This is a genomic window from Snodgrassella sp. ESL0324, from assembly GCF_013344955.1.
In the GTDB taxonomy this organism is placed as follows: Bacteria; Pseudomonadota; Gammaproteobacteria; order Burkholderiales; family Neisseriaceae; genus Snodgrassella; species Snodgrassella alvi.
This window is the reverse complement of record NZ_JAAEDS010000014.1, coordinates 236093-259057: the sequence shown is the minus strand read 5'-3', so window position 1 is coordinate 259057 and position 22965 is coordinate 236093. Positions and strand designations below refer to the sequence as shown.

Annotated in this window: 19 protein-coding genes; 8 read left to right on the top strand and 11 right to left on the bottom strand. The window is 43.3% G+C overall.

All coding sequences use genetic code 11. The features are described from left to right. Positions 1 to 267 precede the first annotated feature (267 nt). The 8 genes from GYY70_RS08170 to GYY70_RS08135 form a co-directional block, all read right to left on the bottom strand. Entirely contained in the window at positions 268 to 507 is a 240-nt protein-coding gene (locus tag GYY70_RS08170) for a hypothetical protein (RefSeq protein WP_078475161.1), read from the bottom strand. An 11-nt stretch (positions 508 to 518) separates the two neighbouring features. Next, positions 519 to 1277 (bottom strand): ABC transporter ATP-binding protein, encoded by a 759-nt coding sequence (locus GYY70_RS08165; protein ID WP_174832022.1) that lies wholly within the window; start codon positions 1275 to 1277, stop codon positions 519 to 521. Between the two features lie 60 nt (positions 1278 to 1337). Next, entirely contained in the window at positions 1338 to 2294 is a 957-nt protein-coding gene (locus GYY70_RS08160) for an iron chelate uptake ABC transporter family permease subunit (RefSeq protein ID WP_174832189.1), read from the bottom strand. A 7-nt stretch (positions 2295 to 2301) separates the two neighbouring features. After that, the gene (locus GYY70_RS08155; RefSeq protein ID WP_174832021.1) at positions 2302 to 3270 is read right to left on the bottom strand and encodes an ABC transporter permease; all 969 of its coding nucleotides are present in this window, start codon (positions 3268 to 3270) and stop codon (positions 2302 to 2304) included. A 91-nt stretch (positions 3271 to 3361) separates the two neighbouring features. Continuing rightward, positions 3362 to 4330, bottom strand: coding sequence for a siderophore ABC transporter substrate-binding protein (locus GYY70_RS08150; RefSeq protein WP_025331122.1), 969 nt, complete (start codon positions 4328 to 4330; stop codon positions 3362 to 3364). A gap of 81 nt (positions 4331 to 4411) precedes the next feature. Further along, a complete protein-coding gene (locus GYY70_RS08145; RefSeq protein WP_174832020.1) occupies positions 4412 to 5218 on the bottom strand; it encodes a siderophore-interacting protein in 807 nt (268 codons plus the stop codon). 1 nt (position 5219) lies between these two features. After that, entirely contained in the window at positions 5220 to 6161 is a 942-nt protein-coding gene (locus GYY70_RS08140; protein ID WP_174832019.1) for an alpha/beta hydrolase, read from the bottom strand. Positions 6162 to 6476: 315 nt separating this feature from the next. Next, on the bottom strand, positions 6477 to 8705 hold the full coding sequence (locus GYY70_RS08135; RefSeq protein WP_174832018.1) for a FepA family TonB-dependent siderophore receptor: 2229 nt from the start codon (positions 8703 to 8705) through the stop codon (positions 6477 to 6479). Between the two features lie 414 nt (positions 8706 to 9119). On the opposite strand from GYY70_RS08135, the gene GYY70_RS08130 reads away from it, so the two are divergent. The 5 genes from GYY70_RS08130 to GYY70_RS08110 all read left to right on the top strand — a co-directional run bounded on the left by GYY70_RS08130 (position 9120) and on the right by GYY70_RS08110 (position 13357). Then, positions 9120 to 9881: a hypothetical protein gene (locus GYY70_RS08130; RefSeq protein ID WP_174832017.1), complete on the top strand. Its 762-nt coding sequence runs from the start codon at positions 9120 to 9122 to the stop codon at positions 9879 to 9881. 290 nt (positions 9882 to 10171) lie between these two features. Continuing rightward, positions 10172 to 10621: a pilin gene (locus GYY70_RS08125; protein WP_174832016.1), complete on the top strand. Its 450-nt coding sequence runs from the start codon at positions 10172 to 10174 to the stop codon at positions 10619 to 10621. Between the two features lie 152 nt (positions 10622 to 10773). Then, positions 10774 to 10938, top strand: coding sequence for a prepilin-type N-terminal cleavage/methylation domain-containing protein (locus GYY70_RS08120; protein ID WP_037391138.1), 165 nt, complete (start codon positions 10774 to 10776; stop codon positions 10936 to 10938). Positions 10939 to 11385: 447 nt separating this feature from the next. Then, positions 11386 to 11844 carry a pilin gene (locus tag GYY70_RS08115; RefSeq protein WP_174832015.1) on the top strand — a complete coding sequence of 153 codons (459 nt, stop codon included), beginning with the start codon at positions 11386 to 11388 and terminating at the stop codon, positions 11842 to 11844. Positions 11845 to 12082: 238 nt separating this feature from the next. Continuing rightward, positions 12083 to 13357, top strand: a complete 1275-nt coding sequence (locus GYY70_RS08110; RefSeq protein WP_174832014.1) for a sulfatase-like hydrolase/transferase — start codon at positions 12083 to 12085, stop codon at positions 13355 to 13357. Positions 13358 to 13541: 184 nt separating this feature from the next. On the opposite strand, the gene waaA is transcribed toward GYY70_RS08110, so the two are convergent. From waaA to GYY70_RS08095, 3 genes are all read right to left on the bottom strand, one after another. Further along, positions 13542 to 14831, bottom strand: coding sequence for a lipid IV(A) 3-deoxy-D-manno-octulosonic acid transferase (gene waaA / locus GYY70_RS08105; RefSeq protein ID WP_174832013.1), 1290 nt, complete (start codon positions 14829 to 14831; stop codon positions 13542 to 13544). 135 nt (positions 14832 to 14966) lie between these two features. Next, positions 14967 to 18446 (bottom strand): chromosome segregation protein SMC, encoded by a 3480-nt coding sequence (smc, locus tag GYY70_RS08100; RefSeq protein ID WP_174832012.1) that lies wholly within the window; start codon positions 18444 to 18446, stop codon positions 14967 to 14969. 125 nt (positions 18447 to 18571) lie between these two features. Continuing rightward, a complete protein-coding gene (locus GYY70_RS08095; RefSeq protein WP_025331111.1) occupies positions 18572 to 18979 on the bottom strand; it encodes a MerR family DNA-binding protein in 408 nt (135 codons plus the stop codon). Between the two features lie 110 nt (positions 18980 to 19089). Between GYY70_RS08095 and GYY70_RS08090 the strand changes: the two genes are divergently transcribed. The 3 genes from GYY70_RS08090 to GYY70_RS08080 all read left to right on the top strand — a co-directional run bounded on the left by GYY70_RS08090 (position 19090) and on the right by GYY70_RS08080 (position 22963). Next, positions 19090 to 19296 carry a heavy-metal-associated domain-containing protein gene (locus GYY70_RS08090; RefSeq protein WP_174832011.1) on the top strand — a complete coding sequence of 69 codons (207 nt, stop codon included), beginning with the start codon at positions 19090 to 19092 and terminating at the stop codon, positions 19294 to 19296. Positions 19297 to 19334: 38 nt separating this feature from the next. Continuing rightward, a complete protein-coding gene (locus GYY70_RS08085) occupies positions 19335 to 21545 on the top strand; it encodes a cation-translocating P-type ATPase (RefSeq protein ID WP_174832010.1) in 2211 nt (736 codons plus the stop codon). 356 nt (positions 21546 to 21901) lie between these two features. After that, positions 21902 to 22963 (top strand): ATP-binding protein, encoded by a 1062-nt coding sequence (locus GYY70_RS08080; RefSeq protein ID WP_174832009.1) that lies wholly within the window; start codon positions 21902 to 21904, stop codon positions 22961 to 22963. Positions 22964 to 22965 lie beyond the last annotated feature (2 nt).

Below are 22965 nucleotides of genomic sequence, written 5' to 3'. Positions count from 1 at the left end.
GGAAAATTAGTAGTATGTGTATTATACCAAATCTGCCAAAACTGCTTTTTTACAGGCATTCCATGGCAGATTTATTTCTTAGAATCAGATCAAGATATAAATGAACAACAAGATAATAAGAATACAGATTTTTAATTGCTATGCGGAATAATTATTAAGTCTGGGCCGGAAAGCAGCAGAAAAATTATTTTAATAAATACGCTGGTACTAAGTTATGCGGATTAGCGTAACTTTCAGTTTGGCTTTTGGCCTTGAATCTATGCGTTTTTAGTGATGTGTGTGTTGCCGGCGCCAGATTTTCGCGCCAATCATAATAAATACGCCAAACAGAAAAGTACATACCAGCCCCATAAAAATGAGCATAATCCGTGCCATTGACATCCGTACGGCTGCATCATCTCCCAAAAACAGCCAGATAAACCATGCAGCCAGTACGACAAACAAAGCAATCATGGCAGTAATCAGCCCCGTCATTTTGCGTGAACCGGGGGTATTATTGTTTTGCATAATAAAGCCTGCTAGAAGTGATGGATAACAAGAGGTTTCCCTTTATGGCTGACAACTTCTGTATCCAGATTAAATATGGTTTGAATATGATCTGCAGTAATAATATCTTCTGGTGTACCTTGCATAACAATCTGCCCGTCTTTAAGAGCAACAATATGATCAGCATAGGCTGCTGCCATGTTGATGTCGTGAACCACCATAATGGTAGCCAGACCCTGTTCGCTGGTCAGCTGGTGTAATAAACGCATCAGCTCACGTGCATGATACATATCCAGATTGTTAAGCGGTTCATCAAGAATAACATGTTTGGTTTGCTGGCAGAAAGTCATGGCTACCAGTGCGCGCTGGCGCTGTCCGCCGGAAAGTGCACTAAGATAACGCTGTTGCAATGGTTCCAGCTCAAAGCGCTGTAAAGCCTGATCAACAATTTGCTGGTCTTCTGCTGTGACGCGTCCCTGATTATGCGGATAGCGGCCAAACAGTAATAAATCACGTACGGTAATACGGCTCTGTATGTTGTTCTCTTGCGACAATATAGCCAATTTTTTGGCTATGGCAGTTGATTTGCTGTGGCTGACTTCAAGGTCATCAATATGGATATTGCCTTCCTGTAAAGGTTGCAGGCGGGCAATCAGCGAGAATAGTGTAGATTTACCTGCACCATTGGGACCAATCAGCGCAGTAATACTTTTATCCGGAATATCAAGATTAATATCGCGGAGAATGGGTGTACCGTTGATGTGGTGGTTAACATTTTTTATGGTAATCATAATGCTGTCAGGTTAAATCGGTGCAAAAAATGGTGATGATAAAAAAGCTACTGTTGCAGCCTAGCGTTTGCGTTTTAATACCAGCCACAGAAACACAATGCCGCCGCAAAATTCAATAACCGCACTCAGTACGCCCTGCATACCAAGCAGCTGCTCAAATATCAGCTGGCCGCTGACCAATACCAGTGCCGCAACCAGAAATGCTGCCGGCAGCCGCAGTTGATGTTTCATATCGGGGGTGCAGGTATTAACCAGTGCACATATCAGTAAACCGAAAAAACTGACCGGACCGACCAATGCAGTGGAAACTGAAACCAGCAGAGCAATCCATAACAAAATGCTGTGGCTCAGCCGTACATAGTTAATACCCAGTGTTATAGAGGCATTACGTCCGAGCATAAGAACATCGAGCTGATAGCGCATCCGCCAGATCCAGACTGTACTGAACAGCATGATACTCATGCCGATAATCAGCATGGTGACATTCACGGAGGTAAACTGAGCAAAATAGCTGGTTTGAGCAACCGTAAACAGAGTAGGGTCAATCAGGCGTTGCAGCAGACTATTGAAACTACGAAACATGACTCCGAAAATCATACCAGTGAGTATCAGTCGGGCCAAATCACCGTTACTGTTCCGGGTTAAAGTACGAAACAGCAGGAGCGAGGCAACCATCATTATTGGTGCTTCGATAACAAATTTGCTCAGCACACTCATACTGGTGAATCCTACTGCACCGAATACAAACAAAGTAATGGTTTGCAGCAACAGATAAAGCGAATCGTAGCCAAGTAATCCCGGTGTAAGAATAGGGTTATGGGTCAGAGTCTGGAAAAGTAAAGTGGATACACCAACTGCGTAGGCAACAGTAAGCAGCATCAGCAGCTTTTTACCGCGCAGTTGCAACACAAAATCCCAGCTTCCTTTAACGCCATACGTCATAAACAGAATACTGGCAATAATTAACAGAATACCGAGCACACCGAAAAAACGTGCACCGGAGCGATGTGACGGCATGGTGGAATTAAACTGCATGTACAGAAGGCTTTCTAAACAGCAAATACAGGAAAATCACGGTTCCGACGATACCGAAAATCAGAGACACCGGTATTTCATAAGGCGGGTCGATAGTGCGGCCGATAATGTCACAGATCAGCAGAGCGTTGGCACCCAGGAGTGCAACTGCGGGCAGATTCTGACGTAAACGGTCACCTGCCAGCCGGGAAATAATATTAGGCACTACCAGTCCGATAAAAGGAATCTGTCCGACTGTTACCACAACAATAGCAGTAATCATGGCCACGGTAATCAGGGAAATCCACATCATTTGTGTATAGTTGATACCGAGACTGGTACTGATATTCTGTCCCAGTCCGGCAATGGTAAGCCGGTCAGCCAGAAAATAAATAACTAATGTCATCAGGCCGGTAATCCACAGCAATTCGTAGCGTCCGGCGAGTACTGCAGAAAAATCACCGGCAAACCACACCGCCAGCAATTGCAGAGTATTGGTTTCCACGCCGATAAAATTCACCAGTGCTTCAATAATACTGCCATAAATTATGCCGATTAGCGGAATCATCAGTTGCCGGTGTGCAGGTAGACGCCGAAATAAAAATAAAAACAGCGTCATCCCCAGCAAAGCAGCCAGACTGGCGCAGCTCATTTTGGTCAGCTGACTGGCCTGCGGCAACCAGATGGAGACCAGTAATACCCCAAGTGCTGCACTTTGGGTAGCACCAACCATACTCGGTTCCAGAAAACGATTGCGCAATACTATCTGTAACACCATACCCGCTACGGCCAGTGTGGCTCCGGTGAGAATAATCGCCAGAGAGCGGGGTAGACGGCTATACAAAAGCAAAGAACGGGTATCGCTGCTTATAAACAGATCACCCCAATGAAAAGAAGCTGCACCAATACTAATGCTGATAATCAGTAAAATAGGTAACAGCAAAAAATTGATTGCATTAATCTGAGAAGAACGAAGCATATGACAGAAAAATTACAGACAACAGGTTTGCGCTAATGCTGCATATTTATGCAGCATAGCGAAACCTGATTATCGTGAATAAAACTCCGGCTTAGTGTGACATTGCCGCTTTAATATTGGTCAGATCAGTTTTCATTTGCTGTACACCGCCTGCGGCCAGATAGGATGCGCTGCTCAGATAAATAACGTGACCTTCTTTCCATGCTTTAGACTGACGTACCAGATCATTATTCAGTACAGCCTGAGCGGTTTTACCTTCTTCGCCGATGGCAGCAGTACGGTCAATAACGAATAACCAGTCCGGATTGATTTTCTGCACGTATTCGAAAGAGACAGACTGACCATGCGGAGAAGCCGGAATGCTGGTATCTGCAGCCGGTACGCCAACCTGAGTATGAATCCAGCCAAAGCGAGAGGAAGAACCAAATGCTGAAAGTTTGCCGGCATTAACCATCAGAATCAGACCAGTGCCTTTGCCTTTGGCTGCCTGCTGGGTTTCATTAAGCAGATTCTGTATATCATCATGCAATTTTTTTGCTTCTGCTTCTTTCTTAAACAGCTTACCGTAGCTATCAAGCATTTTCATGCCATCGCCAATTAAATCCTGTCCGCTGTCAGACATATCGATAGTGGGAGCAAGGGCAGCGAGTTCATCATATTTCGGAGCAGTACGACCAGCGATAATAATAAGCTGTGGTTTCAGCGCATTAAGTGCTTCCATATCCGGTTCAAATAAAGTACCGGTATTGTTTACCGTTTCCAGAGTTTGCTGCAGATACGGTACCAGCACTTTTTTCGGGGCACCGATAACCGGCACTTTCAATGCCTGTAAATCATCCAGTGTAGCCATATCAAACACCACAACTTTAGACGGATTCTCCGGTACGGTTATTTCTCCGCGGGCAGTATTTATTGTCACTGTTGGTCCGTTAACAGCAGTTGCAGCAGCAGACGAAGCATTACTGGCAGTGTGATTCTCATTGGTTTTTTCGCCACAGGCAGAAAGCAGAGACAAAGTTAAAACAGACAAAGCAAGAGGTTTCCAGCAAGATTTAATCATTTTTTAGTATTTCCTATCATTATCGTTTGCATTAATTATACCGCCTGAACAAGGCTAAAGTTAATTTTCTTGAGCAGGTGTTTATTTATCAATAAATCTGTGCCGTGCTTCATGATAACTTTCTTCATTTTCTCCCTGACGCCAGTAGGGGACGGCATAATGGCGCTGAGGCGGTAATTGCCATTGTGTACGCAGCAATTCACGCAGTGGCTTAACCAGTGCTGCTTCACCGGCAACCCAGGCAAAGTCATCATCATTCAACGGGGCAGAATTACTTATATGCTCTACTACAGCAGGAATCTGGCTCAAATCACCGAAAAAGGTATGCAGATGCATTTTTTCTGGTAACGGGAGCGATGCTGGCAGATCTTCTGCCTGCGGTAATAACAGCACAACGTCACCGCTCGCATCAGCGGCAATATCTGTTAGCAGAGATTCAATTGCCGGAAGAGCTGTGATATCACCGGCAAATAAATAGCGTGACGCTGTTTTCAGCATCGGATTCGGCCCGCCGGGAGAAGAGATTCCAAGAATATCTCCAGCCTGAGCATGCTCGGCAAAAGATGAAGCAGGTCCGGTGTCTCCGTGTTTGACAAAATCGATACTTACCGTACACGACTGTGCATCATAATTGCGAATGGTATAGGTACGCACTATCGGTTTATTATCCGGCTCAGTCCAGTTAAAACCATGACCGGAAAACTGGGGTAATTGCGGTGTTATCTGACCATCCGGTGCCAGAAATATTTTGATATGCGCACCATTGTACTGATGCGGATAATCGGTCAGCTCCGGACTATGCAAAACCAGCCGGCGTAAATTCGGGCTCAGATCGATAATATCCTGAACGCGTGTCAGATAAGCCTGATGTGGAGAACGTTTATTCATTTTATTGCCTGATTACTGGGTAAAATAATGCCTGTTGCAGGCTTTTGCCAAACAGGCTGCCATGATTTTCCTGCGGATAATGCTCATATCTGATAGTTAAATCAGTTTTTTGCTGTAATTCGTTAATGAGTTTGTTAATCAGACCGGCATATCTGGCTGTATGCTCATTGCGTATACGGATACGTGCGGCCGCCTGAGGATTTTTTGGTAATTTACCGGCTTTGAGTTTACTACTGAAAACCCACAGACTGCTGCCGGAAAAAGCCACCTGACGTTTAAGCATGGTTTCAGCTTCCTGCTGTAACAGATCGCCGTGTAACCAGGCGGACGGATCGGCAGCAATATAGTGCTGAAAAAGATTAGGCTGAGTAAACAAAGTATGCATAACCATCAGCCCGCCGTAAGAGTGCCCCCACAGAGTTTGTGCATTGGGATTAATCCGAACCTGTTGATTTACTGCCGGCATAATTTCATTCTGAATTAAATCCAGAAATATATCAGCCCCGCCGTTTATTCTGGTTGAATCAAGAGGATCGGTATTGTCATTGTCCGGCGCAATGGTGTAATCGTAGGCCCGTGCCTGCGCATCAAAGCGTTTATCTGTGGCATAGCCAATCAGTACCAGCACCGGAGGCTGAGGCTGTGCGGACAGTGCCTGCATATTTTCAGGCGTAAGAAAATCCAGTGCAGCATTTCCGTCCAGAATATAGAAAGCAGGAAAACCCCCTGCAGGAACTTTACAGTCGGGAGCTGCTATATAAACCCGGTAATGACGCTGTCCGTCTGCAGAAGTAAACGCAAGCTTATTAAACAGATAGCCGCTGTCTGATTGCTTTAATGCAGAAAAATTAGCTGGTTCATTCAGATTAGGCTGAGCTTTGGCTGTGTTGTGCAAGATTAAGGCCGTAAAAAACAATAAAAGAAAAATAATAATCTGGCGCATATTTAATCTTTCCGTCAGTTGATTGGTGTTACAGAACATATGGAGACAACAGGACGGGTGTGTGGTAAGATTTTGTTTCTGCATGGTAAAATTAATCGAATACCAGTTAAAAATATTGCCGGATCAGGTGGTTTGGTTAAAGTACAGTCAGATTGAATAACCTTTGTTTGTTTACTTAATAAAGTTGCTCATTATGTGTAAACAATAATCATTACTATTTATGATGGTAACTGAAATTGATTGATAAGTCACGGTGAAAAATAATTTGCTTATAAAAAACAGGCTGCCCGAATGGCAGCCTGTTCGCAGAAAGCATCAGAAAGAAACTTTCATACTGCCCCATACTGCTCTGCCGCGTTCATTGTATGTATACGCAGTGCCGCGCAGTGTAGAGGCGTAGATACGTTTATTGAATATATTTGACATTCCGGCTCTGATATTAATATTTTTATTTACAGCGTAGCCGGCGGAAATACCCCAGATACCATAACTGCCGATTTCTTCTCCGCTCAAACCGGTAGTTCCTTTTCCTCCGTTACCGATACCTGCCTCAACAGGATTTACCGGTACTGTGCGCGGTTTCTGGCGACCATAATAAGTATAGGTAAGTAATGTGTCCCATTTTTCAGCAGGATTCCAGGCCAGAGACGAATTAATCGTATATTTAGGGATGATAGATAAAGGATTGCCGGTTTCCTTATTTTTGGAGTTAAACATATAAGTAAAATTGTTTACCCATTTCCATTTACTTGAAAACGGCAGGGTTAAATTGCCTTCCAGCCCTTCTACCAGCGCTTTGCGGGTATTGGTCCATTCAAAATAGTCATATCCGCCTGAGCGTGAATTGGTGCCTGTACTATCTGTGAATATAATCTGCCGGCCGGCTTCAATCTTATTTTTGTAATCATTGCGGAAATAAGCCAGAGAAGCCAGATAACCGTTTTTATTAAATTCAAAACCCAATTCTTTATTAATACTGGTTTCCGGTTTGAGATTACTGTTACCTATCAGATAGCAGCCACGGCCGCTTCCGGAAGAGGTGGCACAACCATTGCCTTTGCTGTACAGCATATAACTGTCTGTACTCTGGTACAGATTCGGAACTTTGTAGGCACGTGCTATTCCGCCTTTAATCAGCCAGTTCGGATGAAGCTGCCATGACAGATTAACTCCGGGGCTGACATTGCCGCCCGTTTTATTATTGTGATCATAGCGCAGCATTGGTACCAGTTTTAAATAGTCGGTCAGGCTGATATTGTCTTCCACATAGCCGGCCCAGCTGCTTAGTGACGGTGTGTGGTTGGCCGGAGCCGGATAAACTGCTCCGAGAAGAGGTATACGGCGCAGACCATCCGGATCATCCAGTTTATCGTGCTGATATTCTGCACCCATAGTCAGCACGTGGGACACACCTAATGTAAACGGAAAGTGTATTTCACCCGTCAGACGTTTTGTTGTCAGTGTACTGTCTTTATAAGTAATATCTTTGCTGCCCAAATCCTGACACAAGCCTTCAGGACCACCTGACAGCGCTTCAGAGCAGTGGCTGTTGGTAGTTTTATCGTATTGTGCTACCAGCTTGCTGTCGCCCCAGTCCCATACACCTTCATGAGTCAGTGCAAAACTCTGGCGGTATACTCGGCGGGTTTCCTTACCATATAAACTTTGGGTGTAATCAGTCTGTACATTATTGGGACCATCACCGTTATAACGATTGCCCTGCCGGCTGTAGGTAGTATCCAGTGTCAGAGTTTGTGCCGGAGACAGGCGCCATGCCAGCCGTCCGCCAATATCTTTATTAATCAGACCTTCCTGTCCGGCAGCCAGCGATTTGCTGCCTTTATCATTCGAACTCTGATTAATGAATGGTGAATCCGCATCAGTACTGTTCAGATTGCCATATATGCGGAAGCCGAGTACATCTTTAATAACCGGACCGGACAAATCAAAGCCGATACGATGTGTATCGCCTTCTTCTTTATCTGCCGGCAAATTCATAAACGCATTAATAGAACCGTGAAACTCATTACTGACTTTTTTTGTCACAATGTTCACTACACCGCCAGCTGCACCAGAACCATAGCGTGCGGCAGCCGGTCCGCGAATAACTTCAATTGATTGAATCTCTGCTGCCGGTACCCAATTGCTGTCGCCAATGGTGTCACGCTCACCGCGCCAGCTCATGCGTGCACTGTTGCGCGAAGTAACCGGCCGGCCGTCAATCAGTATTAAGGTATTTTCCGGACCCATTCCGCGAATATCAATCTGGCGTTTATTGCCATGCTGACCGGAAGCAGTATTACCGGTCAGATTGACACCGGGCATTGTACGCACCAGCTCAGAAATATCATTGATTGGTGTTTTGCGTTCAATATCCTGACTATCAAGTTTAGAAACACCGAGAGACTGTTTAACCTGCTGTTCGGCGGTGACGTAAATATCGTCCAGCTTTGCTGTATTATCCTGAGCATAAACAGTGCTGCCGGTAAAAAGAATGAACGGAATCAATGCCAGTTTAAAAGAAGGAAAAGGGTGATCAGACATACTATTGAGCTACGAAAAGAGAAAAATTGATAAATCTGCGAATAATAATGAATACTATTATTATTTTCAACTAAAACCATACTGATTAAACAAAAATACAAATTCATACTTAATCAGTATAATAACTATCGGTACTTACATAATTCAGTTTAATGTGACAAAATTTGACACATTTGGCAAATAATCTATTCAGTGAGATGATGAGAAATGTATATTGATAAATTAAGAAATTAATTTATTTGAAAGAAATTAACAGAGAATTTTGTTTTCAGGCTGGATATTCAGCAGAAAATGTAATTCTGACAGGCATATCTTTATCAAAATAAAAATACATACAAAGAATTGAGATTAAAACAGAAAATAATCAGCCAAATGAGAAAATCAACTTTTTATATTTTTCAGTATATTTTTTTATTGTTATTGATTACAGGTGTATTACCTGCGCAAGCAGAAGATTCTGTTTCAAATTCCTTTAATACAACCGGACAAGTAAAAATATTGCCGGTGACTCAGACTTGTACGGGTAAACCATGGCAACATATTGTTTGGGTGCATGTACATGATAATGAGGAAACAGCGCGTCAGACCGCATTGATGGTATTAAACCAGATTCAGCAGGGCTGTCTGCTGGATTTTCGCCATGGTGGCAGCCGGGAAATCAGGATACAAACAAATGATGTAAATTATCAATTTGATCCAAATAGAATTTTTACTGAAACCGGTCGGAAGAACGCATTAAAATGTCTGCGCGGTAATTGTGCTCAGGCAAGAGAAGAGTTAACTCAAGAGGTCGACAGTTTTCTGAATCAGTATATGATTCACGCTAAATTGATTGTTGCTTTGCATAACAATCATCCAAGTGGATTATCTATACGAAACTATGTGCCTGGTGGCTCAATGGCGCAAGGGATGAGTCAGGTAGCGGTCAGCCCCGATAAAGATCCTCATGATTTTTTCTATGTTACTAGTCAGCGAGCCTTTGAGTTTTTGTCCGGTCGGAGTTTCAATGTCGTTTTACAGAATAATCAAACTGTTCGTGATGATGGTTCATTATCAGTATGGGCAGCCCGGCAACAGATTGATTATATTAATTCTGAAGCCGGTACCGGAAATCTGGCCAGTCAGATGGTTATGCTTGCAGCAGTATGGGCGTATATGCAGGAATATTATCTGTAATTTTCCAGATTAAGTAAGTCTGGACAAAGTAATCTGATTTACAATTATATACGTCGGATATTTCGGATATTATTGTCTGACTATTAATAATAAAAAACTTAATTTAAAAATTTTGTCAAAAAATTTATTAAAAATATACAAATAAATCAATTTATTATGAAATGAAAGTATATATCTGATTTTTTAATCAAAATAAATAAATTTTTGTATTGAATAATCAAATATAATAATAAATATTACATTTGCAAGTTAGTCGGACAATCAATCAAATTTAAACACACAAAATCATCATGAGCTTAAATCACAAGGGTTTTACATTAATTGAAATAATGATTGCTATAGCAATAATAGGGATACTGACTGCCATTGCCGTGCCTACTTATATGGATTACAGTGCAAAAGCTCAGCTTGCTGAAGCAGCAGATCTGGCAGGAAGCCTGAAAGCGCAGGTTTTAGATAGTTTACAGAACCAAAAATGCCGGGCACAAAATCCATCAGAGTATAGTTATAAAGGAAAATACGGAATTGCAGAGATTACGACAGAATTTCCTGTCGTGAATGCTCAGCATTCGGCTACTGCCAGAACAGGCTGTTCTATTCGATATACGGTATATTCGCAGAATGCTTCATTTGTTCTGGTGAATAAATATCTGGAATTGGATGTACTGAGGAACGGAACATTAAAACTCAATAACGGTACTATAGAACAGAAATACCTGCCTAAAGCTTTGGTTATTTAATCAGCCGCAGCATCATTGTTGAATTTAAATGAGTCTGAATACAAAATTTTGGATAATTCAGATTTAATATTCTTTCAAAAAATACATTTCATTTTCAAAAAAATAGTATGTAAGTTGTTTTCATTTCCTTAAATATCTGATTTGGTCGGACAATGAAAATACTTTTATTGAGAAAAGGCTTTACTTTGATTAAATTTATGATTGTTATTGCTGTAATCGGGGTACTGGCGGCTATAGTGTTTCTTGCTTATAAAAATTATATAGCCAGAACGCAAGCTAGTGAGGCTTCGAGTATGGCTAGAGTTTTGAAATTATAAATTTTTGAGAATCTGCAAAATAATACATGCATTGATTCGGGAACCAATTCTTTTGAAAGTCAGAACGGTAAATATGGTACGGCTACTATTGATAGTAATGCTTCAATATCATCAGTGGCTTCGGCTAATTCAGTTACAGGATACACAATTACTTATAAAATAAAAAACACAGATATCTCTGCTGCTATTGCAAATAAAATACTGGCAGCGGATGTATTGAAAAACGGATCCTTACGTAAAAATAGTGCTTCAACCATAAATGATAAATATATTCCTAGAGCATTTTTGAATATTTAAAATTTAAAAATCAAAATATTATCTTACAAGATGCATTTTTGTGTTTTAAAAAATAATTAAATTTTAAAATCTGGCATGAAATTTGCTCCAGTATTTTATACAAAATGATGTGTTAGTGAATTTTCAACCGTTTTTAAAATGGAGAATAAAATGAAAGCTTTCCAAAAAGGTTTTACTTTAATTGAATTGATGATTGTTATTGCAATTATCGGTATTCTTGCTGCAATTGCTGTACCTGCTTACTCTGATTATATTGCCCGTTCTCAGGCTTCAGAAGCTTCCAGTCTGGCTGCTGGTCTGAAAACTCAGATTATTGATAATCTGCAGAATAGTAATTGTATGTCAGGTACTGGTAATACACTTGATGCTGCCATTGACAGACAAGCTGGTAAATACGGTGTAGCAGAAATCGGTGGTACTGCCAAAACCACCAGTCTTTCTGCTAACCAGGCAACAGGCTGTACAATTACATATACAGTAAACGGTACCAAAGTATCTTCTTCTATTGCTAATAAAACTTTGATATTGGATGTATTAAAAAATGGTTCACTGAAGAAAAATGGTGGTACTATGCCTGATAAATATGTACCTAAAGCATTCACAATCTAAATATTCAGGAAATGTATACATACAAAGCCGCGTAAGCGGCTTTTTCTTCATTAAGCATATATACATATGAAACGAATTAAGTATGAGTTTAGATAAGAATTTTCCAACAATTATTAAAATAGCAAATCTGTTAAGGTGTTATTTTTCATTAAGATTCTGGATTTTTTTATTACTTTATTTATTAATAACCAATGGTTTGTTCTGGCTGGCTCATATTTTTGTTTACTCTGAAAGATATATGATTGTTTTAGAGTATATATGGATTTTGCCATTATTATTCCTGCGCAGGCGCTGGTCACTGATATTGTTTGCTCTGGCATACATAGTAGTATATATATTTGATATTCTGTACTGGATTAAACAATTTTATCATTATGATAATATTGTCGAGTTTATTGAGATTTTACGTTTTATTCCTCATGCTCCGAAATTATACTGGTTATTTATAACGGTATTTGTTCTGTATTTAGCAATAAGTCTGTTTCTCATACTTAAATATATTGTTCGGCTATGTTCAGGCAGAATGATATGGTCATTGGGCTTACTGTATCTGATTTTTTCAGTTTTCTTCTTTGATTACCGCGGGGTCAATCTATCCAATCGTTATCAGACAACCGGCTGGTGGGGAAGTTATTATGAAACAATTAAAAATCTGAAATTCAATCATGAGTTTTTCTGGCGAGGTACGGTGAAACCGGAATTTTATGACTGGCCGCACGGCGGAGTATTGCAAAAGCAGATTGATATGCAGAATCCGCCCAAAAAAATACTGTTCATTCTGAATGAATCGTGGGGAATGTTTATACCTGAACACGGAGCTGTTAATCCGTCTGTTGATGCTCCGTTAATAAATATTCCGAATGTGCAGTTAATTGCACAGGGAGAAAATCCCGCACTGCACAGTACTATTATGGGAGAACTGCGTGAGTTATGTGATTTAAAAGCTAAAAGTTCTAATTTTATTCTGGGTCCGTTTGATAAATTCACACAATGTGTTCCTGTACACCTGCAAAAAGAAGGTTATCTGGTTCAGGCTTTTCATGGTTCATATTCTAAAATGTATGACCGTAAAGACTGGTATCCGCATATGGGTCTGCAAAATGCCCGTTTTTTCCCGCAATTCAGTAATATCAAACAATGCCATTCATTTCCCGGCGCTTGTGACTATAATATTGTGCATGATGTGTCTGCTGCAAATAAAGCTGCGCAGGGCAAATCATTTATCTATTGGCTGACACTCGACACTCATCATCCGTATTCTGAAAAGGATATACTTGGTAATTATACTTATGATTGTAAACAGCCGATATTTGACGGCCGGCAGGAGGCATGCCGGAATCTGAATTTACAGCATCAGTTTTTTACTGTGCTTGCCAATGAAATTAAGGCCGGAGGTTTTAAAGACACAGACATAGTGGTTGTCGGTGATCATAGTCCGCCAATTATGCTGGATAAATATAAGGACAGTTTTAAGGAAGATTCTGTACCATTTATTCATGTACGTGTACATTAATGTAGCTTAGCATTAAAAAAGCCGGACAAATTTCTATTGTCCGGCTTTTTTATCTGCTTAGAAAATTCAGTATGCAGTTTACCGGCCAAATATAAAAGTTGTTAATTAATATTAATAGAAATCAGTATTTATCTAAGATTTTTTATGATCTCAGTTTAATTTTAAATCTCTGATTTTTTAAAATTCAATCAGCTGATTGTTCATTGGTATGACTACTCAGACAATGATAAATGGTTTGTGCCATGCGCTCACTTGCTCCCTGATGCTGCCGGATAAAGGCTTGCGCACTGGCAGACATCTGCTTTCTTTGCTGTGAATCATCCAGCAAAGCCATGGTTGTTGCTGCCCAGTCTTCTGCAGACTGAATTTGCCTGGCTGCGCCGGCGGCAATTGCTTTGGGCGCGGCGTCGGCAAAATTATAGGTAGAAGGACCAAACAGAGTAGGGAGTTTGCACACAATCGGTTCGATAATATTATGGCAGCCGCTGTCGACCAGACTTCCGCCTACAAAGGCAATATCGGCACATTCATAGTAGGCAAACAGTTCGCCGATACTATCTCCTATCCAGACCTGAGTTTGTTCGGCGATATTCTGGTTATCACTGCGTTTTTGGGTAATAAAATTCAGTTTTTCGGCATATTCGTAAGTTGGCTGAAAGCGCTCAGTATGACGCGGAACGATAATCAGCAGGATATTACCGGTTTTTTGTTTTGCCCATGCATCAAGCAGTAACTGTGCTTCGTCTGTGCCATGATAAAAGCGGGTACTGCTGCACACAACTACCGGTCTGTTACCAATACGCTGTCTGAATGTTTGTGCCAGTTCAGCCGTTTCTGCTGGCGGAGTAATATCATATTTGGTATTACCACAGACCTGAATATTGGTAGCACCGATTTGTTTAAGACGCTGAGCATCCGCCTCAGTCTGGGCGTAACAGCCGGTTAACGTGCTCAGAGCCGGTGCAACCAGTGAGCGTACTCTCAGATAACCATGCAGAGACTTTTCGGATAAGCGCGCATTAGCCATAAACAGCGGAATCTGATTATCGGCGCAGACATTAATCAGATTCGGCCAGATTTCTGTTTCCATTAATACGCCGAATACAGGCTGGTGATCCCGGATAAATTGTTTAACCCAGGATTTTTTATCATAGGGCAGATAACGGCATTGTGCTTCAGGAAAAAAATGCTGTACCGTGGCACGACCGGTAGGTGTGGTCTGCGTCATCAATAACGGTTTATGTGGAAAATGCTTTTGCAGCGCACGGATAAATTGTAATGAAGCACGTGTTTCACCAACAGAAACCACATGAACCCAGATGCCGTGTTTTACCGGATCGGGATAAGGTTTGCCGAAACGTTCAGACCAGTTAAGCGCATATGCCGGTGCCAGCGCAGCACGCCGGCGTAAATACCTGCGTAAAAAAGGGGGTGCTATCTGCCATAAGATTTGGTATAAAAAATTCAGTAGCATAGGTATTGCTTGTAATGGTCTGTTGCAGAGAATTATAAATTAAAAAAAGCTGATTATCAGGAATGATTCAGCAAGCATGAGTTGAAAAAGCAGAAGCTGTATTGTGTGGTTAGTGCCATTCTGTTATCTGCGCACTTAAGCTTCAGCCATATCCAGTGCCTGGCGGATATTGACTTCAACAATACGCGAAACACCTTTTTCCTGCATGGTTACCCCTACCAGCTGCTCGGCCATTTCCATCGTCAGCCGGTTATGGGAGATATACACGAACTGAGTCTGTGCCGACATTTGCTGAACCAGATTGCAAAAACGGCTGGTATTGGCATCATCCAGCGGGGCATCTACTTCATCCAGCAGACAGAACGGAGCAGGGTTAAGGCTGAACAGGGCAAAGATCAGACTCATGGCAGTTAAGGCTTTTTCTCCGCCGGAAAGCAGATGAATAGTGCTGTTTTTCTTACCCGGCGGGCGCGCCATAATGGATACACCGGCGCTGAGTAAATCATCACCGACCATATCCAGTCTGGCCTCACCACCACCAAATAAGGTAGGAAAGTAGCTTTGTACTTTTTCGTTTACCGCATCAAAAGTAGTTTTAAAGCGGGTTTTGGTTTCTTCATCAATTGTACTGATGGCTTCTTCCAGTAACGCAATAGCCGCCTGTACATCCGCTGTTTGTGTCTGATAATACTCAGCGCGCTCATGTGCTTCTTCCAGCTCCTGTAATGCCGCCAGATTAACCGCACCCAGTGCATTGATTTTCTGTGCCAGTGCCGCAATTTCCTGATTTAATTCCGGTACAGCCTGCTGTGACTGATTAAACAATTCGGCTAATGCCTCCATATCAGCCTGATTCTGTTGCAGAGTTTCGTGAAAACGTCTGGCATTCAGTAAGGCTTCCTGTTGCTGTAGCAAAGCTGACTGAGTATCGGCCTGTAACTGCGGAAGCTGGCTGTTGAGATTGTGCTGCTGTTGCTGTATGTGCTGTAATTGCTGCTGGAGCTGCTCAAGCACTTGCTGTGCAGTTGTACACTGTTCAGTAGCTGCATCGATTTGGGTATTCAGTTCTTCAGTTTGCAGGGTTTGTTCGTCTTCCATTTCCTGCTCGGCAATCCCGAGTGCAAGCTCGCTCTGACGTTCCTGCCAGCGTTCCGTTTCGCGTGCAATACGCTGCTGTTCCTGTGTGGCAGTCTGAATCCGCTGTTGCAGGCGTACTATAGCCATTTCTACCAAACCCTGCTGCCGTCGCGCTTCCAGCAATGCCAGCTGGCTCTGTTTCAAAGTTTGCTGCTGGTTTTGCTGGCTGGCAGTATGATTTTGTAATTGCGGACGCAATTGTTCTACCGCGAGTGTAAGATTTTCAGTATCAGCCTGCGTTTGCTGCTGCACATGCTGCTGCTGTGCCAGTTCACTGATGATTTGTGCGCTTTCCTGCTGAATATGTTCCTGCCGTAGTTGCCCCTGGCTGGTGCGTGCCAGTAACTCAGTAGCCTGAGCAGAGGCTGTTTGCCAGCGCTGTTGCTGCTGTTTCAGCTGTTGCTGACACTGATTCAACCGTTCTTCCGTATTCTCAAGGTTGCGCTGCGCCAGCTGCATGGTTTCTGCAGCCTGCTGCAAAGGTTGTTCCAGTGCAAGCAGTGCCTGTTGCTGCTCGCGCAATTGCTGCTGCTGTTGCAGCAGACTGGTACCATCATCTTCAGCATACAATGTCACACTGACGGCATCTATGCAGTGCCCTTCAGGAGTAATAATAAGCTGTTGTGTCTGTAAATCAGCCTGTCCGAGCAAAGCCTCTTCCAGTGTTTCTGCACAAAATACCTGTCCGAGCCAGTATTGAATGGCGTCGAAAAATGGAGCCTGAACTTCTATATGCTGTAAAAGGGCATTTGTTGCCCATTTTTGCCGGTTGGTTTCAGCTGTCTGATTGACCCAGACGGTTGTGTGTTCTGGCAGAGTATCTCCAGGTTGCAGCTGTTCGGTATACTGTGCCTGTAGTCTGTGTCCGAGGACAACGGTTGTCGCATGCTGCCATTTTTTGGCAACCTGCAAATGTTGCCATAATAAGGGAATATTACTGTCGGTTTCGTTTTCTGTACTGCTGCGCTCAGCTTGTGGAAGCATGGCTGTTAACGCTTCTACCTGTGCGCTAAGGGTAAGCTGCTGCTTGTCCAGCTGCCGGTATTGTTGCTGAGCCAGAAGCAGTGCTTCCCGGGCGCTTTCACGCTGCTGTTCATATTGCAGCAGGTTCTCTTCCAGCGTAGTTACAATCTGTTCCATCTCTGCCGCTGTCTCACGGGCGGTTTCCAGCTCTCCGTTTTGCGGTAAGGCCAGTTGCGTCAGCTCTTCTTCCAGACGCTGCCGGCGCTGCTGCAATTGAGCAATGGCCGCTGTCGCATGCTGGTGCTGCTGCTGTCTGATGGCCAGTTCACGTTCCAGACGTGCCAGCTCATTTTGCTGGTTCTGACGGGTGCGCTCACCCTGATGAGCCAGTTCTTCCAGTTCCGGCATGCGCGCTTCATGTTCCGCGGCCTGTAAAGCCCATTCTTCACGCTGTAATTGCTGTTCTTCCAGCTCCGAACTGGCCGATTCCAGTTGCTGCTGTTGCTGAATATTTTCATTGTGCAGGCGTTGCAGCTCAGTTTGTGCCTGAGTCTGTTCACGGGCAATACGCTGCTGCCAGTCACGCCGGTGGCGAATCTGTTCTTCCAGCCGTGCCCATTGTTCGCGCAGGCCGGCACGCTGCATCTCAGCTTCGCGTACTCGCTGTTGCTGTTGCTGTTCTTGTTCGCGCAGCTGCTGTAATTGCTGTTCCAGTGTTTCCAGTTGCTGCTTCAGTGATTCCTGTGCATTGCCATGCTGCTGGTAAAGTGCTGTGGCACTGTCTGCCTGATGCAGAGCCTGCTGCCACTGGCTGTAATCAAATAAATTCTGTTTATCGGCTATCTGAGTTTTCAGTTCCTGATAGCGCTGTGCGGTATTTGCCTGTCGCCGGAGTTTTTCTACCTGACGATCCAGCTCGCTTTGTAAATCGGCCAGTCGCTGTAAATGTTCACGGGTATCGGCAAGACGATTTTCAGTTTCACGGCGGCGTTCTTTGTATTTAGACACGCCGGCGGCTTCTTCGATATGGGCACGCAGCTCTTCCGGCCGTGCTTCAATGATGCGGGAAATCATTCCCTGCTCAATAACGGCGTAACCGCGGGCACCGACGCCAGTACCGAGAAATAAATCGGTAATATCACGGCGGCGCACAACCTGATTATTAATGAAATAAGTAGAATCGCCCTGACGGGTCAGCTGGCGTTTTATCGCCACTTCGGCATATTGTCCCCATGCTCCCTGAAGCTGGCCGTCACTATTGTCAAATACCAGCTCCACACTGGCACGCGGTGCCGGCCGGCGGGTATTGGCACCGTTAAAAATCACGTCCTGCATACTTTCGCCGCGCAACTGCCGGGCGGAAGCCTCTCCCAGCACCCAGCGCACAGCATCAATCACATTGCTTTTGCCACAGCCGTTTGGCCCGATTACCGCTACCAGTCTGCCTGGTACTGCAATCGTGGTGGGATCAACAAAGGATTTAAAGCCGGAAAGCTTGATATGGGTTAGACGCATAGCAACAATAAAGCCCGGGAAAAGTGCCGAAAAGCGACTATTTTAGCCTGTTTTAAGTAAAAAGGCAGTTTTAGTTACCATGAATAACAGCCAGTCCTGAACGGATAACACAAACCGGAGCCGGCTTAACTGTGATTACCGGCATAACCATGCTTATCCAGCCCGTCGATAATCGCACAGTGTGGTGAAGCATCACCGCCACAGCGGTTGTACCAGTTTTCCAGTGTCTCTTTCATACTGGATAAATCATTAATTTTCTGGTTAAGACGCTGTATGTGCTCACCTGCCAGTGCTTTCACATCAGCACTGGTGCGCTGCGGATTGTTGCGTAATGCAAGCAGCTGGGCAATCTGCGCCAGCGAAAAATCCACTTCGCGGGCATGTCTGATAAAGCACAGTGTGGCAATATCGGCTTCACTGTAATCGCGGTAGCCGTTACTCTGGCGCACAGGCTGAATCAGTCCGGCAGCCTCATAATCACGGATGGTTTTACTGGATAAACCGGTTAATTTTTCTGCGGCACTGATATTCATAAGATTAAAATCTGAATTTGCATATGTAAAGCTTGACTCTATCACAGTGTTAAGGTTTAAGCTGTACTTTATCTACTTTTTATTAAACCCGAATCCATAAGGAGACAGAAATGCAAATGGTTCAGTTTAAAATTGACGGTATGACCTGCGAAGGTTGTGCCAAAAGTGTGACATCAGCACTACAGGGCAGCCCGGGTGTGGAAACTGTGGCAGTTAATTTTGCAACCGGTATTGCCGATATCGGCTTTGACGACAGCCTTACTAACGCAGATACCCTCAAAGCCGCGGTTGAAGCTGCCGGTTTTGATGTAGTTTAATCCTGAGATATGCGGCTGGAAAACAGAAGGACAGAACCATGGAACAAACTCAGCACACTAACGGCAAAACAGCCGAAACAGCGCGCTTTGCCATTGAGGGCATGGACTGTCAGGCCTGTGCCAACCGCATAGAAAAAGTATTGCGCCGGCAGCAGGGTATTATTGCTGCTGATGTAAACTTTGCCAGTGATGAATTACAAACCTGTTTTGACAGTAAGCTGCTGAGTACAGACGATATAGTTCAGATGGTGGCAAAAACCGGGTTTAAAGCCACAGCCGTAACCAGCGCCAGTATCGAAGCACTGGCTGAAATGCAGAATGAAGAGCATAAAACGACAGCGATACCGTGGCGTCTGGCAATTATCTGGATCATTGCTCTGCCTTTTGTTGTCGGTATGCTGGGCATGCTGCTGGGACAGCACTGGATGCTGCCGCCATGGTGGCAGTTTGTTCTCGCTTCGATTATCCAGCTTGGTCTGGCTTGGCCGTTTTACAATAGTGCGATTAAATCCCTGCAAGGCGGCGTAGCCAATATGGATGTACTCGTGTCTCTGGGTACGGTCGCTATCTGGCTCTATTCCAGTATCATGCTGTTTAATCATCAGCATGATGCGCATCACTATATCTATTTCGAAGCCAGCGTGATGGTAATTGCCTTTGTTTCGCTGGGCAAATATCTGGAACAGCGGACTAAAAAGCAAAGCCTCAACAGCATGAGCATGCTGCTGCAACTAACACCAAAAATGGTGCGCAGACAAACAGACAACGGCTGGCAGGAAGTACCGCTCAGCCAGATACAAAAAGGTGACATCCTGCAAACCAATGCCGGCAATCGCATCGCTGCCGATGGCATTGTGCACAGTGGTGAAGCATGGTGTGATGAAAGCTATCTCACCGGTGAATCTAAACCATTACTGAAACAGGCTGGTGATAAAGTACTTGCCGGTGCATTACTGAGCAACGGCAGTATCACCTATCAGGCACAGACCCTTGGCAGTCAGACTCTGCTGGGTGACATGATGCAGGCACTGGCGCAGGCGCAGGGCAGTAAAGCACCAATTGCACGGCTGGCTGATAAAGTATCTATGGTATTTGTGCCTGCCGTAGTTGCCATAGCCGTATTAACTTTTATTCTGAACTGGTGGTTTGGTGGTGATTTTAACGAAGCAGTGACCCGTGGCGTAGCCGTACTGGTAATTGCCTGTCCGTGTGCGCTGGGGCTGGCCACACCCGCCGCGATGATGGTGGGTATGGGGCGCTCGGCGCGGTACGGAGTATGGTTTAAAGATGCAGCCTCACTTGAGCGTACCAGTCAGGTCAATACGGTTGTACTGGATAAAACCGGTACTCTTACTCAGGGCAAACCCCAGATTGTTGCCCAGTGGCGAAATCCCGCTTGTCAATATGAGGCGCAAACTATTCTGCAACTGGCTGCTGCCGCTGAACAGCTCACCACTCATCCGCTGGCGCAGGCGGTGATTCAGGCTGCTGAACAGCAAAACCTGCCGGTGCTGACCGCCAGCAATAGCCACAGCGAAATCGGGCAGGGTACACAGGCGCAGGTAGACGGGTATGGCGCGGTAAAAGTCGGTAATCCTGCATGGTGCGGTTTCAGCATACCCGGGCAATTACAGCAGCAGGAAATCTGGCAGATTGCCAGTATTGTGGTTGTCGCTATTAATAATGAAATAGCAGGTGCATTTGCTATTGCTGATGCTTTAAAAGAAGACACTGCCAGTGCAATTAAACGCTTACAGCAGCAAAATATTGATATTCATATTATGAGCGGTGACCAGCACAGTGTAGTTGAATACATTGCCAGACAACTGGGTATCAGCTATTATCAGGCAGAAGTGAATCCGCGTGCCAAGGCCGAAGCGGTGAGAGCGCTGATGCAGCAAGGCAAGGTGGTAGCGATGGTCGGCGATGGTATCAATGATGCGCCGGCACTGGCCGCGGCGGATGTCAGCTTTGCCATGTATGGCGGGGCAGATGTGGCCACCAATACTGCTTCAGCTACGCTGATGCGCCATTCGGTGACTCAGGTAGCCGATGCGCTGGCTCTGGCTCACGCTACTGTACGTGTTGTTAAACAAAACCTGTTTTTTGCTTTTTTCTATAATATTCTCGGTATCCCGCTGGCTGCAATTGGCTGGCTCAGCCCGGTAATCGCCGGCGCGGCAATGGCGATGAGTTCGATTTCAGTATTGCTTAATGCTTTGCGACTGCGAAAAAGCAGGCTGGACTGAATAATAAATTTAACTTGTATTTGTATATATCTAATTGTTAATTGCCAAAATTTAAAAATAAAATATATTCTGATTTTAAAAATTAAATTTCTTAATAATATTTATCGTTAACGATAATATTATTTAGTAGGATAAAGAAATATTTATAAATAAAATATTTGAAGATTACAATTTTAATAATTTATATAGATATCAACGTAGAATTTAATATCAAAAATATAGTCATTAGTTGGTGGTTTCATTTTTTTAAAAAATGGTTCCAGAAGTGTGTGATAAATGTGTTTTAATTTTAAAAATTTGATATTTCGGTTATAATAATAAATATATTGGTATTTATATGCGGTGAAGGTGGTTAAGTGAATAATTTGATGAATAAAATGCTTGTAGATATTCTTGATGATGCTTTGTCTGGAAAAAGAGAAAGCCTTCTAATGCGCATACGTATTATGATCAAAAAGCTGCAAAAAGACTTCCCTGCACTAGCTGAAAAATTAGAAATTTTAGTTATAAATAATCAAGGAAAGGGAGGAGAAAGAGCTCAATACTTAAAGCCTAAGGTTGCACCAGTTGATGCAGATAGTCGTTCAAATTTACTTATTGAAACTTATCCAGTTCAAATTGATGTCGAGCCTGTATGGTCTGATGAAACCTTCCAACAATTGAATCGATTTGTTATGGAATGGAAAAAAAAAGAAATTTTATGTAAATTTGGATTAAATCCTTCAAGATCTCTTCTAATGGAAGGACCTCCTGGTGTAGGCAAAACATTAGCAGCTAAATGGCTTGCTTGCAAGCTAGATATGCCACTTTTAACTTTAGATTTAGCAAGTGTAATGAGTAGTTTTTTAGGTAAAACTGGCAACAATATTAAAGCAGTCCTTAATTACGCTTCGACTTTCCCGTGTGTTTTATTACTTGATGAATTTGATGCAATAGCAAAAAAGAGAGATGATGTTACAGATGTAGGAGAGCTTAAAAGATTAGTAACTGTACTTTTACAAGCAATAGATGATTGGCCTTCAACATCTATTTTAATCGCAGCCACTAATCATTCTGAGTTATTAGACCCTGCAGCATGGAGAAGATTTGATAAAGTTATTGAGTTTCAATATCCATCACAAAAGTTAGTTGAAAAATATTTAATTTCTAAAGAAATCGGTGAAAGTTTAGCAAATTATATTTCTGTTAGGCTTGGTAAGTCTTCATTTTCAATTTTGGAAAAGGCTATTATTCAAGCTAAAAGAAATAGCATTTTAGAAAAAATTCCTTTAGGCATGGCATTGACTGGAGAATTATTAAGAAGCGATTCACTTGAGAATGTTGTTAAGAAAATGACTAATGAAAAAATTTCTCAAAGAACAATTTCAAAAGAATTAGGTATTCCAAGGTCACGAATACGTTTAATTTTAAATGATTAGGA